Origin of the sequence: Streptococcus sp. SS4 (assembly GCF_030440125.1) — a bacterium.
Taxonomy (GTDB): domain Bacteria; phylum Bacillota; class Bacilli; order Lactobacillales; family Streptococcaceae; genus Streptococcus.
This window is the reverse complement of sequence record NZ_JAQFJM010000001.1, coordinates 273,814-286,266: the sequence shown is the minus strand read 5'-3', so window position 1 is coordinate 286,266 and position 12,453 is coordinate 273,814. Positions and strand designations below refer to the sequence as shown.

At 41.4% G+C, this 12,453-nt stretch carries 17 protein-coding genes; 5 read left to right on the top strand and 12 right to left on the bottom strand.

Annotated elements, in window-relative coordinates; all coding sequences use genetic code 11:
- Window positions 1–5: 5 nt before the first annotated feature.
- A complete protein-coding gene (locus PCY16_RS01430) occupies window positions 6–908 on the top strand; it encodes a permease (RefSeq protein WP_195413802.1) in 903 nt (300 codons plus the stop codon).
- The gene (locus PCY16_RS01425; protein ID WP_014634199.1) at window positions 908–1,723 is read left to right on the top strand and encodes a TIGR03943 family protein; all 816 of its coding nucleotides are present in this window, start codon (window positions 908–910) and stop codon (window positions 1,721–1,723) included. Before PCY16_RS01430 ends, PCY16_RS01425 begins: the two co-directional genes overlap by 1 nt.
- A gap of 52 nt (window positions 1,724–1,775) precedes the next feature.
- On the opposite strand, the gene PCY16_RS01420 is transcribed toward PCY16_RS01425, so the two are convergent.
- From PCY16_RS01420 to PCY16_RS01385, 8 genes are all read right to left on the bottom strand, one after another.
- Entirely contained in the window at window positions 1,776–3,437 is a 1,662-nt protein-coding gene (locus PCY16_RS01420; RefSeq protein WP_195413803.1) for a SulP family inorganic anion transporter, read from the bottom strand.
- A 239-nt stretch (window positions 3,438–3,676) separates the two neighbouring features.
- Entirely contained in the window at window positions 3,677–4,291 is a 615-nt protein-coding gene (locus PCY16_RS01415; protein WP_037600352.1) for a hypothetical protein, read from the bottom strand.
- A 95-nt stretch (window positions 4,292–4,386) separates the two neighbouring features.
- Window positions 4,387–5,028 (bottom strand): GDSL-type esterase/lipase family protein, encoded by a 642-nt coding sequence (locus PCY16_RS01410; protein WP_195413804.1) that lies wholly within the window; start codon window positions 5,026–5,028, stop codon window positions 4,387–4,389.
- Window positions 5,029–5,050: 22 nt separating this feature from the next.
- Window positions 5,051–5,662 (bottom strand): CPBP family intramembrane glutamic endopeptidase, encoded by a 612-nt coding sequence (locus PCY16_RS01405; protein ID WP_195413805.1) that lies wholly within the window; start codon window positions 5,660–5,662, stop codon window positions 5,051–5,053.
- A gap of 103 nt (window positions 5,663–5,765) precedes the next feature.
- Window positions 5,766–6,128, bottom strand: a complete 363-nt coding sequence (locus PCY16_RS01400) for a hypothetical protein (protein WP_195413806.1) — start codon at window positions 6,126–6,128, stop codon at window positions 5,766–5,768.
- 4 nt (window positions 6,129–6,132) lie between these two features.
- Entirely contained in the window at window positions 6,133–6,510 is a 378-nt protein-coding gene (locus PCY16_RS01395) for a hypothetical protein (protein WP_195413807.1), read from the bottom strand.
- Window positions 6,511–6,522: 12 nt separating this feature from the next.
- Window positions 6,523–6,885 (bottom strand): TIGR02328 family protein, encoded by a 363-nt coding sequence (locus tag PCY16_RS01390; protein ID WP_195413808.1) that lies wholly within the window; start codon window positions 6,883–6,885, stop codon window positions 6,523–6,525.
- Window positions 6,882–7,274, bottom strand: a complete 393-nt coding sequence (locus PCY16_RS01385) for a YbgA family protein (protein ID WP_195413809.1) — start codon at window positions 7,272–7,274, stop codon at window positions 6,882–6,884. The genes PCY16_RS01390 and PCY16_RS01385 overlap by 4 nt, the downstream gene beginning before the upstream one ends.
- A 175-nt stretch (window positions 7,275–7,449) precedes the next feature.
- On the opposite strand from PCY16_RS01385, the gene PCY16_RS01380 reads away from it, so the two are divergent.
- Both PCY16_RS01380 and PCY16_RS01375 read left to right on the top strand, forming a co-directional pair.
- A complete protein-coding gene (locus PCY16_RS01380; RefSeq protein ID WP_139723962.1) occupies window positions 7,450–7,869 on the top strand; it encodes an SP_0198 family lipoprotein in 420 nt (139 codons plus the stop codon).
- A 99-nt stretch (window positions 7,870–7,968) separates the two neighbouring features.
- Window positions 7,969–8,166 (top strand): bacteriocin immunity protein, encoded by a 198-nt coding sequence (locus PCY16_RS01375; protein WP_195413810.1) that lies wholly within the window; start codon window positions 7,969–7,971, stop codon window positions 8,164–8,166.
- Window positions 8,167–8,423: 257 nt separating this feature from the next.
- On the opposite strand, the gene PCY16_RS01370 is transcribed toward PCY16_RS01375, so the two are convergent.
- The 3 genes from PCY16_RS01370 to PCY16_RS01360 all read right to left on the bottom strand — a co-directional run bounded on the left by PCY16_RS01370 (window position 8,424) and on the right by PCY16_RS01360 (window position 10,273).
- Window positions 8,424–9,173: a CPBP family intramembrane glutamic endopeptidase gene (locus PCY16_RS01370; RefSeq protein WP_195413811.1), complete on the bottom strand. Its 750-nt coding sequence runs from the start codon at window positions 9,171–9,173 to the stop codon at window positions 8,424–8,426.
- Between the two features lie 96 nt (window positions 9,174–9,269).
- Window positions 9,270–9,581: a hypothetical protein gene (locus PCY16_RS01365; RefSeq protein WP_014634183.1), complete on the bottom strand. Its 312-nt coding sequence runs from the start codon at window positions 9,579–9,581 to the stop codon at window positions 9,270–9,272.
- Between the two features lie 104 nt (window positions 9,582–9,685).
- Complete coding sequence (locus PCY16_RS01360; protein WP_195413812.1) at window positions 9,686–10,273, bottom strand: TetR/AcrR family transcriptional regulator; 588 nt, start codon at window positions 10,271–10,273, stop codon at window positions 9,686–9,688.
- A gap of 155 nt (window positions 10,274–10,428) precedes the next feature.
- On the opposite strand from PCY16_RS01360, the gene PCY16_RS01355 reads away from it, so the two are divergent.
- Complete coding sequence (locus PCY16_RS01355; protein ID WP_195413813.1) at window positions 10,429–11,022, top strand: class I SAM-dependent methyltransferase; 594 nt, start codon at window positions 10,429–10,431, stop codon at window positions 11,020–11,022.
- Between the two features lie 200 nt (window positions 11,023–11,222).
- On the opposite strand, the gene PCY16_RS01350 is transcribed toward PCY16_RS01355, so the two are convergent.
- A complete protein-coding gene (locus tag PCY16_RS01350) occupies window positions 11,223–12,452 on the bottom strand; it encodes a dihydrolipoamide acetyltransferase family protein (RefSeq protein ID WP_195413814.1) in 1,230 nt (409 codons plus the stop codon).
- Window position 12,453: the final 1 nt, after the last annotated feature.

The window sequence follows — 12,453 nt, the reverse complement described above, 5'->3', positions numbered from 1 at the left end:
TAGTTATGGCTATTTTTCATCAACTACCAGATAGCGTTTTGCAGCTTCTGGCAGTTTTTCTATCTATTATTATCGAAGCCCTGCCCTTCGTTTTACTGGGAAGCATCTTGTCTGGCTTTATCGAAGTCTTTGTGACTCCTGAAAAGGTCCAAAACTTCCTGCCGAAAAACAAGGTCCTGGCTATTCTCTTTGGAACTCTAATTGGTTTTATTTTCCCTTCTTGTGAGTGTGGGATTGTTCCAATTATCACGCGCTTTTTAGAGAAAAAAGTGCCTAGCTACACGGCTATTCCTTTCATGGCAACAGCTCCTATCATTAATCCAGTCGTTCTTTTTGCGACCTATACGGCCTTTGGGAACTCTTGGTACTACGTGATTTTACGTTTTCTCGGAGCTTTCTTGATTGCCATGATTTTGGGAATTTTGCTCGGCTTTGTGGTGGACGACCAGATTCTTAAGGACAATCGTAAGGTCAGTCATGTGCACGACTATAGTGGTTTGTCAGCTAGTAAGAAAATTTTTCAGGCCTTGGTTCATGCGGTAGATGAATTTTTCGACACTGGGCGTTACCTGATTTTCGGGAGCCTGGTGGCCGCAGGTATGCAGACCTACCTACCGACCCGTATTCTCACGACCATCGGTCATAATTCGGTGACAGCCATCCTCATCATGATGCTCCTGGCCTTTATACTCTCGCTTTGTTCTGAGGCAGATGCCTTTATCGGGGCTTCCTTGCTCTCTAGTTTTGGAGTGGCACCAACAGTGGCCTTTCTCATCATCGGTCCTATGGTTGATATCAAGAACCTAATCATGATGAAACACCAGTTTAAGACACGCTTTGTTGGTCTCTTCGTAGGAACCGCAAGTCTGGTGACAATCATTTACTGTCTGGTATTGGGGGTGATTTAATGTTACGTTTTCTCATCTTATCTGGGTATTTTGAGCTGGTCATGTACTTGCAAGTTTCTGGCAAGCTCAACCAGTACATTAATATCCACTACTCCTACCTGGCTTACATTTCCATGGTGCTTTCCTTTATCCTTGCTGTGGTTCAACTCATTGTTTGGATGAAGCAGATGAAGGTTCACTCGCATTTGTCAGGTCGAGTAGCCAAGGTAGCCAGCATCGTTCTCTTGGCCTTTCCAGTCCTTACGGGGCTCTTGGTGCCAACAGTAACCTTGGATGCCAATACCGTATCAGCTAAGGGCTATCATTTTCCACTGGCGGCAGGGAGCGATCCTAACCAGGCCGACCAAGAGGGAACGACTATCCAGTATTTGAAGCCAGACACCAGCTCCTACTTCACCTCCTCTGCTTATGAGAAGGAGATGACCAAGGAGCTAGCCAAGTACAAGGGACGTGAGACCATCCAGATTACCACGGAAAATTACATGGAAGTTATGGAGCTCATCTACCTCTATCCTAACGATTTTGTGGGCAAGAAGGTCACCTATACCGGCTTTGTTTACAATGACCCACAGACCAAGGGTTATCAGTTCATCTTCCGTTTCGGTATTATCCACTGTATCGCCGATTCAGGTGTTTACGGACTGGCGACGAGAGGAAGTGACCAAACCTTCAAGGATAATACCTGGGTAAAAGTCACTGGTACCATCACTGTGGATTATTATCAAAATCTTAAACAGAGCCTCCCTATCCTCAATTTGACTGAGGTTAAAGAGGTCGGTCAACCTGACAATCCCTATGTTTATCGCGTATTTTAAAAAGCCAAGTTCAGTTGAACTGGCTTTTTCTTCTTGTGCAAAATGGATTTGTCTAGCCTTCTTTTGCTAGGGCTACTGCTTTTTCAAGGGCTTGGTCCGTCGACTCGCAGATATTATCTGGACCGATAGTCTGGATGAAGCCTGATTTTTCGAGAACTCGGTAGGGTTGGGCGTTAACGTGAGAAAGAAGCAAGGTCATTCCACGTTTTTGGCAGATAGCAAGCGTTTCCTCAAGGGCATCCAGGCCTGATATATCCATGGCTGGAACGTTGCGCATGCGTAGGATAAGGACATTCTTACCGTCGTCATTGATAACATTCAAGAAATTATTGGCTGCACCAAAGAAGAGGGCACCGAAGATTTCATATACGACTGCATTTTTAGGGACTTGTTTCAAGTCGCTGTCCTCAGATAATATAGGATCGTCCAGATTTTCCTTGTCCACCCACTGACGAATTTGAGCCACGTCTGACATGCGTTTGAGGAAGAGGAAGGCTGCCAGAACCATACCAAATTCGATGGCAACCACTAGGTCAAAGAAAACGGTTAAGATAAAGGTTACGATAAGGACTGCTACGTCACTCTTAGGGGCACGTTGAATCATACGAACGACAGTACGCCAACCGCTCATGTTATAACCGACAATCATTAGGATTGAGGCCAAACAGGTCATAGGAATCAATGAGGCATAAGGCATGAGAAAGAGTAAAATCAGAAGCAAGGTAAGGGCATGAACCATCCCCGCTACTGGTGTCCGTCCTCCATTTTTGACATTGGCTGCGGTACGGGCGATGGCACCCGTTGCAGGAATCCCGCCAAAGAGGGCTGACATGATATTCCCCACACCTTGGCCAATCAATTCAGCATTAGAGCGATGATTACCACCAATCATCCCGTCTGAAACAACGCAAGAAAGTAGGGATTCGATGGCTGCTAGTATGGCAATGGTGAAGGCTGGCGACATCATTTGACGAATCAAAGAAAATGATAGGTTAGGAACTGTGAAACTTGGAAGTCCTGCTTTGATGGTGTAAAGATTACCAATGGTTTTGACTGGCAGATGACCAGAAGCTACGATGGCTGTAGTCACAATAATTGCAACCAAAGACCCCGGAATTTTCTGAGAAAGGCGTGGCCAAAAGATTTGAATAACTAGGGCCAAGATACCAATGGCTAGGGTCGCCCAGCTAATACTTGAAAGATGCTTCCCATAAGCTAGAAGTTTTTCTAAGAACTCAGCTGGCACGGACTTCATCTCAAGGCCTAAAAAATCCTTAATCTGTCCAGCCACAATCCCAACAGCTATCCCCAAGGTAAAACCAAGTGTGATGGTTTTGGGAATGAACTTGATCAGGTCACCAAAACGCAGGAGCCCCATGATAATAAGCATGAGTCCCGCCATGAGCGTGGCAAGGGTCAAACCAGCCATACCATACTGAGCAATGATGCCATAGATAATAACAACGAATGCTGCGGTGGGTCCACCAATCTGAACCCGACTACCTCCCAAAAAAGAAATAAAAAAGCCTGCAACAACTGCTGTGTAAAGACCTTGTTCGGGATTAACACCAGAGGCAATGGCAAGGGCAATCGACAAGGGCAGGGCAATGATAGCCACGATAACTCCTGCAATTAAGTCCTTGAGAAACTGGCCCTTAGAATAATTCCTGATGGTGGTAAAAAATTTGGGTGTGATATATTTTAAAGCGTCCATTTTTTCCTCCTAACTACTATCCTAAAACTCTTTAACTCAGTGAAATAACTCTTTTTCAATGAGTGTCAGACGCTTATCAATTTTACAATCTTATGATAGCATAGGAAAAGCTCATTTTCTAGGGGATTGAGGGATTTAAAGCTATTATTTCAAGAATTTTTTAACTTTCTTAGTTTAGAAGTGAAGGTATCAAAAAACAAGTCCAGACTATGGACTTGTTTTGAAAGATTTATTATGGATTACCAACTTGTTGGCAAGGAAATCGGAATGTTAAGTTTAACCTTCATCTTGCTATTGGTCACAGAGGCTTGCTCAATTTCATAGCCGATTTCTGGAAGCTTGAGCTGAATTTGGTCGTTAACCATGCGAACACCACTGCTCGACTGGGCAATGCTCTTCTTGAGGTAAGGCAGAACCAGTGATTTTGGAACTGGAAGGCGACCCAGGTGGGCACCTGCCAAATCTAGTAGGATGACTTCCTTGTTAGTGCTGACCGTAAAATCAAGGCTAAATGTTGATTCGATAGGTCCAAGAGATACGGGAACCTTAGCTGTTAGATAGGAATCATTCAACTCTACGCTACTGTTTTGCAAGGTCTCGTCATTAGAATCAGCCATGCTTGCTTTTAGGATTTGACGAAACTGATTACTGTCAAGATTAATCTCAGTTGAAACCCCGCCTGATGAAAGGGACGCCCCACCAATACCAGCCTGGGCTAAATCAGCAAGGGATGTTTGTGTTGATACATTTTTTAATTGGTCCTGACTGTCGATCTTGTCCGGAATAAGTAGAGCCGCCACTGCAAAAAAGAGCACAATGACGAGGACAATGAGTCGTTTAAACCATTTCCACATAGGGATACCTCATTTCAATTTTTCACTTTTGACGTCTATTGTACTGTAATCAAGGGAAAAAAGCGAGTAAGAACTGGAAATTCTCTCATATTTTCTTAATGCAGGAGATATGGCTCCAGAACTTCAAAAACTTTTAAGTAAGCATTGGTATAAAGGTGGACGCCGTCATAGGTGTGCTCAGCCTTCTGCTCTTTCCTATCATTGACCAGCTCAGCATTACAATTAATAAAGTGGCAGCCATAGGTTTTGGCGATTTCCTCAAGAGCCTGGTTACAGCGGTCAAGATTTTCAGGAGTCCGCAGTTTCATCCACTGGATAGATGCCGGTGTCTGCCAAGGCAGATGTAGATTGGCTGGGTAAAAAGCCATCAGGTAAATCTTAGTATGGGGCAAAATAGCTAGTGTTTGCTCCAGAATTTGGCTGATATTTGCCGTCATATGTTGGAACCACTGATCTCCATAAGGCTCCTCGGTCATGTCATTGGTACCGAGATTGATGAAAACCTTACTCGGTTGCAGATCCAAAAGCAGGGGATGGAGATGCTGGAGAAATTCATCCGTATTCAAACCACTGATGCCCCGATTGTAGATGATATCGTCGATACCTCTACTCCTAGCGATTTCACAAATGGGAAAAAGCTCCATAAGAGAGGAGCCCGTGAAAAGCGTTTCCCCCTTGATAGCAACCTCATTTAGGTACTGATAGTTTTTAAGTTTGATATCTTTTAATTCATCCATGATAACTTTCTTCTATATTTATCTAAATAAGGGAAAAGGCAAAGAGAAGGCCTACAATCGTATTGGCCAAGGCGTGGATAAAGACACTTGGAAGAATGGAGCCGTTTGCTTTCTTCTCATTGATAGTACCCAAAACGTAAGCTATGAGACTAATAAAGGCAAAAATAGCCATAGCTTTTAGGTCGCCGATTAGTTGGATAAACATATACCCATGGATGAGCCCAAATAAGAGAGACTGAACCAGATTTGCTCCTAGAAATCCTAGTTTTCCTTGCATCCTTTTTAATAGAAAACCTCTAAAGAAGATTTCTTCTGGCAAGGCAGTCCCTAAGATAGCGTAGGCTAGAATAGCAGGAAGAGCTACAATTCCCTTTCCAGAAAAATCTGCTGTGGCCGTTTTGCTAGAGTCAAACCAACTAAAGACTACAATCGAAAAAAGAAGAAAAAGTAGACTAATACCCAAAATGGTCAGTAGTAATCGCCTCTTCTGCTGGGTTTGAACTTTCTTCAACCCAATCCAGTCAAAGAAACCGACCTTTTTCCTGCTCCAAATTAACCAAGTGATAAAAGGAATGACAGAGACTATGAGCAGTTCCATAATACCGCTCATCAGTTTAGACATAAATAGGGTCATAAGTTTGTCCTCCATTTCTAATCAAAAGACAGCTTCGTTCTTTTGAAAACGATTACCTTTACACCTTGATTATACTACTTTTAGGGGAAGAAAAAGCCCATTTTCACCAGTCTTGCCAGGTTTCTTTGGCACGAATCACACGGTTTTGCTTATAGTCAATATGGTAAACACGCCAACCACCAATCCAATCGTCCTTCAGCTTGTACTCAACACTTCCTTGAAGATTACTCCCCTTGCCCAAGAGTTTCTCAACTTCTTTTCTCGTCATGCCCTCAAGCTGATACTGACGGTGAAAGCTCCACATGAGTTTTTGTCGCATAGGAGCTGGTGTTTGAGCCCATTTTTCAGGAGTAAAAATCCGGTCTCGCGGGACAATGATTGCAAAATGAACCGGACAAATGATTTCAATGATTAAGCAAAAGGCTTTTCGTCGTTTTCGTCTGGTTTCTGGGGTGAGGTAGGCCATAGGATTACCTTACTTTCTCTTGTTTCCAATGGTCATCCAAAATCACTGTGTGCTCTTTAGAAAAGAGAATAAGGATGTCTCTGGCAACTTGTTGGGATACACGTGCTACATTTGTCAATTCTAATCCTAGCTCAGGTGTGTCGTGTTCCAAGCGATACTTGTCATCCTCGGATTCAACAAAGATAAAACTCATTGACCCTTTTTCGCTATAAGTGAGATAGAGACTATCGTAGGATACTGGAAGTTGCACCAAGGCATCCCAGATATCACTGTCACTTGGGTTTGTCATCGTCGCATAGTCTACCTGATCAGCTGTCGAAATACGCATGACAAGGCCTTCTGCTGCTTTCTTTTTAGGTGCTAACCACTTAAATAAATGCATCGTTTTCCTCCTTTAGATGATGATTCCTTTTTGCTTGAGATTGTCCAGACATTCCTGTAAATAGGCAGTATCATGCTCTGGGTAAATGATGACTGGTAGCTTCTCCACTTCAAGCTTATCGTAGGCTGGCATCTGCTTGCCTCGATACTCCTTGTCCAACCACTCTGGGCTGACACGATAGCCACGTTCCGTCATTTCTTGCATAATGAGCTCATGGTATTTAAACAAGCGGTACGGTGAATAATCAAAAACATAGTTAACCGTAGCATGTTTGCGTTGCCATCCCTTACCACGAAGGGCGCAACATTCTCGGTGCTGCCCTAATAATTGCTGACGAGGTAGTTTTGCAATCAAGGCTTGATGCCACAGTCTCATTTTGAACCCCCATTAATTAAGGTTGACTCCTCCAGATAGCGATTTGGGTACTTGATGAGGAGCTCTTTGACGGAAGCCACTAAACCATGCTGAGGAATTTGACCTGCTGCATAGCTATCCAGTTGGGCCATAAACATTTCCTTCTCGCTGGCAGTCGCCTTTTTCTTAAAATACCCCCAGATATGTTGGAAGGCGTTGACGACCTGACCAGGATTTTCAGGAAGGTCCAGGGCTTGATCAATGTAGGCCTGAACCTGATCCAAACTAACCTCATCATTCTTGAGATAGTTACGGATTTCTAAGTAAATCTTGTTTGAATGGCTGAGCACCAGATACTTATTGGCTGCCCAAAGTCGCTCGCACTTGCGACGTGGATTGGTAGTTGTCATTAGGAACCTTCCTTGATTGCTTTTTATCAGTATAGCATAGTTTAAATAGGGATAATAGATTATGCCTTTGAGAATTTGAAGAGTGATTTTTAACTATTTTCAGAAAAAGGATTTTGCTTGGTTTGTTTGTAAGCGTTTGCTATACTTAAGGTATCAAAGAAAGGAGACAAAGCCTATGACATTGTCCAAAAAACTCACACTTTCTCTTGCCTCTATGGCAGTTCTTGGTCTTTTAGCAGCCTGCTCAAACCAGAAAGCTCAAACACCTGAAAGCTCTGCTAGCACCCAACAAAGTTCAAGTAAGGTTTCATCTTCACAAAGTTCTGAAGTTTCTAAACAGACTGAAGGGCTAGATGGCACCTATAAAGGAACTGATGAAAATGATCGCATTACCCTAACCATCTCTGGAAATACTGGAACTTGGGAAGAGGACGAAGCAGATGGCGAGAAGGAAAGCAAGTCTGTAACAGTTAACCCTGACAATCAAAGTCTAACGATTGGTGATGATACCAAATTCTACAAACTCGACGGTAATCAGCTGACTATTGAAGATGATGACCATGATCCAAACGATACGGTTGTCTTGACGAAATAAAATGAAAAACCTTAGCCAATCCACTCTCTGGAATTTAGCTAAGGTTTTTTATGTTATACTATAGGCAGAAAGAAAACGAATACAAACAGGAGGTTTACGATGACTCAAAGAAGATTATGGGTGACGCTATTTGTTGTGTCGATTATTGTAACTCTTATTGGACTGGGATTTTCTGTCTATAACTATTATGTCTTTGATAAACCTTTTATGACTCCCACTACAAAAGGTTTACTCTCAGCATTTTTCCTGTGTGCGACTATGGTTGCCATTAGTCTATCCAAATCAAATAGGAAGTAAAGATAAGAAAGAGGTATAAGTTTGTAGACTTATACCTCTTTTGATACAACATTATTTAATCTTGTGTTTGTTCATCTTTTCTTCAAAGATGTCTGTCATGATTTTACGGAGCTCTTCTCTCTCTTTTTCAGCCTTTTGATGATGGAATGTATCCTTGGCCAAACGAATCACCTCCTAAAAATGAAACTGTGTCATTATATCAACAGATAGGAAAGAAAAGCTCCCACCGAAATTCAGTGGGAGGTTCAACTCTAATTCTATGATTTTCGTACCGCCACCAGCCAAGAGGCTAGTAGGATTTCGAAAATAACCAGAAGGATAATCTGAGTAAGAGAACTCTGAACTAGCATAAGGACAGCCAGACTATCGATCAGCATATGGGCAAGGATACAAGGAGCAGCTCCTTTCGAATACTCTTTGAGAGCTCCAAATAGAAAAGTATTTCCTAAAATCATCAGGTAAAAAATGAGATAGTTGGAGGAACCTGCTGTAATCCAAGGGAGTTGATAGATAGGGATATGCCAGAGGAACCAGACAATGGAAAGAACCATCATTTTAGTTATAAAGTGCTTGCTAAAGTAAAGATGTTCTTGTAAAAACCAACGCCAACCTACTTCTTCCAGCCCCCCATATAAAAAGGTCCAGGGAAAATATAGTAAGAAGGCCAAGAAGGTGTTCCCAGTAAAGCTAACATTCCTGAGAAAGAATGAGATTCCATAGTAGATGACTGGAATGAAGAGAGCTAGAATCCAGGACAGGGGACTTTCTTTTTGAAGAAAGACCTTTTTGAAGAATTCACCCAAGGATTTGACTTCACTCAACACAAGAGAAAAGACAGCCGCCATAATCAGGGGAACACAGTTCATTAGGATAAACAGTAGTGAGGCACCCAGACTAGTCCTGTCTGGGAAACACCATAGGATAACTTGCCCTACTATATATGTAGTAAATAGGGCAGACAGTACATACCAGATAGCGACTGATTGTTTTGAAATAAATTTGCTCATTTTTTCTCCGTAACGGGATGGTAAAATTGACAGTATCTCTTTTTTATGGAAGGTTGATTCGTAATTGTAGAAATAAACACATTGTCTTTAAAAATCTTATTTAATCTTGTGTTTGTTCATCTTTTCTTCAAAGATGTCTGTCATAATCTTACGTAACTCTTCTCTCTCTTTTTCAGGAAGGTCTCCTTGACGTTTCGCCACGGCATAGAGTTCAGGGTATTGCTTAGCTACACGCTCAACTGTCTTAGTCGTCGCATGCCCTCTGACAAAGAAAGGAATGCGTTTAATCCATTCTTGTGGTACGAGAGCGAGCAACTTCTTAGCCGCTTCTTTATCAGAAATCTCAGCCGTACTCAAACCTTTCTCGATTTGCTCCTGTTCTTTTTCTGTAAAATCTTTTAATTCCATAACTTGCTCCTCTTTATCTTTATATAGTAAATTTTACACCCATGCATGAGAATATACAAGAGATGGGATGTTGTTAGCTGTGAACAATAATAGAATTAGGAAAATCATGATTTCTTTTTTCCTAAAATACCGTACAAAAAGATCTGATGAATTTGCTCAACCTCTGTCTCTAAATTGTCACTATGGGCTAATTGATTTCCCATACCATTAAGAGCATCCATGACAGTTAAGATAAGCTCTGTCGATAGGTCTTCAGCAATAAGGTCCTCTGCTTTTCCGAGATGAATATAAGCACGATAGATGTCACGTTTTTTTGCAGTGATTGCTTTCGTTAAGAGAGTTGAGAAAACAGAATCTTCCACCATTTTATCTTGAAAATAGTCCGAGATTTGCTGACTCATTTTCTCCTGACATAGGTCTAAAGCCTGGTCTAATTTTGTTTTAAAATCTAGATTGCTATTTAAAATGTCCTCGGCTTGTTGGGTTATTTCTTCAAACAAGTCATTAACACAGAGAGCCACCAAATTATCTTTGCTCCCGAAATAATTGTAGATAGAAACAGGAGATACTTCTGCTGCCTCTGCAATAGATTTTATACTCGTTTCCTTAAAACCTTTTTCTTTGAATAGACGCAAAGCTGCTTGAATAATCGCTTGCTTCTTTTTCTCAGTCGTCTTTTGATATTGATTCATGTAAATACCTCTGTTATTACCAATTGTAGCATAAGTTTGAAATATATGTGTATATATTTCATTTTTCCTTGCTATTCTTACTAGCTTTCTCTATAATAAAGTTTGAATTTAAACCATCTATATTTCAAACTTTATTTTCAAAAATGGGAGGGAACATGCTCATTCAATATCTTATAAACCAATCTAGAAATCCGAGTGGTCTTGTTGGCCGAGTGATTACCAACATCTGGTCGTCCTACTTTAAGGAACTCAGCCTTTGGGCAATAAAACAAATCACTATCCCTAACAATAGTCGTATTTTAGAAGTCGGTTATGGCGGTGGTAGAACTATCAAAAACCTACTTGCTTTAGATAAAAATCTTGACATTCATGGCATTGATATTTCCAAGGAGTCTTATCAAACTGCTAAACGGATGCTTTTAAAGTCAATAGAAAATGATAGTGTCCAGCTGATGGTTGGCAATGTCGAAAACCTCCCCTACCAAAATCATTATTTTGATCTTGTCTTTGCCATTCAGACCCATATTTTCTGGAAAGATTTAAAACAAAGCTTTCAGGAAATCTATCGAGTCATGTCCAATCCTTCCACTCTGATTATTGCTTCCGAAAAAGAAAAAATTAAGTATCATATGACAGATTATGGAACAAGTTCTGAATTGAGTCAGCTATTAACAAGTATTGGCTTTTCAAAGATTGAAGAAAGACAAAATCACAAATGGGTTTTGTATATTGTTATTAAAAGACATTAGGAAATTGATAGACAAATTCCCACTTGACTTAAGAAAAGCTCTCCCCCTTAGCAACACGAAAAGAGAAGACTAATTTTGTCTTCTCTTTGTGTAAGCTTTACGCTAGCTATTGAGCTAGACAAGGTTAGCAAAAAACTTTATATTTTAACTTATAATATGTCTATTAGTTGATAATCTTAACCTTGCAAAATTTAAATCCACTAGAAAATAAGGAGATACGGGTCTTCCAGATAAGATATAACTTGTGCTAAAAATTCAGCTGCTGGAAGGCCATCGATGATTTGATGGTCGAAGCTCAGACTCAATGGAAGATAGTCTTTTTGAACAACCTCTCCCTCCTCATTAAATGCCAAAGCTTGTTGAGTTGCTCCTACTCCAAGAATTGCCACCTCTGGGGAGTTAAGGATTGGTGTGAAGTATTCTACACCTGGCCCCCCTAGGTTCGTAATTGAGAAAGTAGAACCACTATATAGGTCAGATGGAAGTGTACCTTTTCGAGCTTGATTAGCCAGAGTCTTAATGCTTTGACCAAGATCTGCTAAAGTCATACGGTCTGCGTCTCGAATCACAGGGACAACCAAACCATCATCCAAAGCTGTTGCCATACCAATATGAATGCGTTCGTGAATCTGATGAATGCCGCCGCCATACCAAGCATTCAAAGCTGGAAAATCTCTCAAAGCTTTGGTTACTGCTTTAGTTAATAGAGTTGTGATACCTAGTTCACCATTTTCAAGTGGAGTATGGACCTTGGCCTTAAGTTCTTTACGGAATTTCAAAAGCTCAGTCAAATCAGCCTTACGATGGAGTGTCACTTGAGCAGAAGAATGAAGACTGTTCATCATACGTTCGGCAATAATCTTACGCATGCCTTGGAGTCCCTCACCGTATTGACCTGAGGTCATATCTTGTGGTAGAGGTTCAACGACCTTATCAACAACAAGACTTGGTTGGTAAGCTTCTACATCACGTCTTGTAATACGACCATTTCCACCTGTCCCTTTAATAAGGGAGATATCATAGCCTTTCTCAGCAGCCATCTTACGAGCCACCGGTGTAATGAAAATGCGTTCCCCACCAGTACGAGCTATAGGTGCTGTAGTAGATTTAGGACTAGACGGTGTTGAATCTTTAGCGACTTCAGTTGGAGCTTCCTCTTGTGCAGGAGCCTCTTGGGTTCCTACATCCTCTCCTTCCTGACCAATCCATCCAACGACTTCCTTACATTTAACTGTAACACCTTCACCATGCACAATGTCTAGAACAACCCCAGAAGCAGGGGATTCGACTTCACTAGTCAATTTTTCAGAACTAATTTCCAATAAAGGCTGACCACTTGTTACTGTATCACCAACTTGGACCAACCACTTTTGAATGAGTCCTTCAGTCATGGTTAGGCCGAGCTTGGGCATTAAAATTTCTGTTGCCATA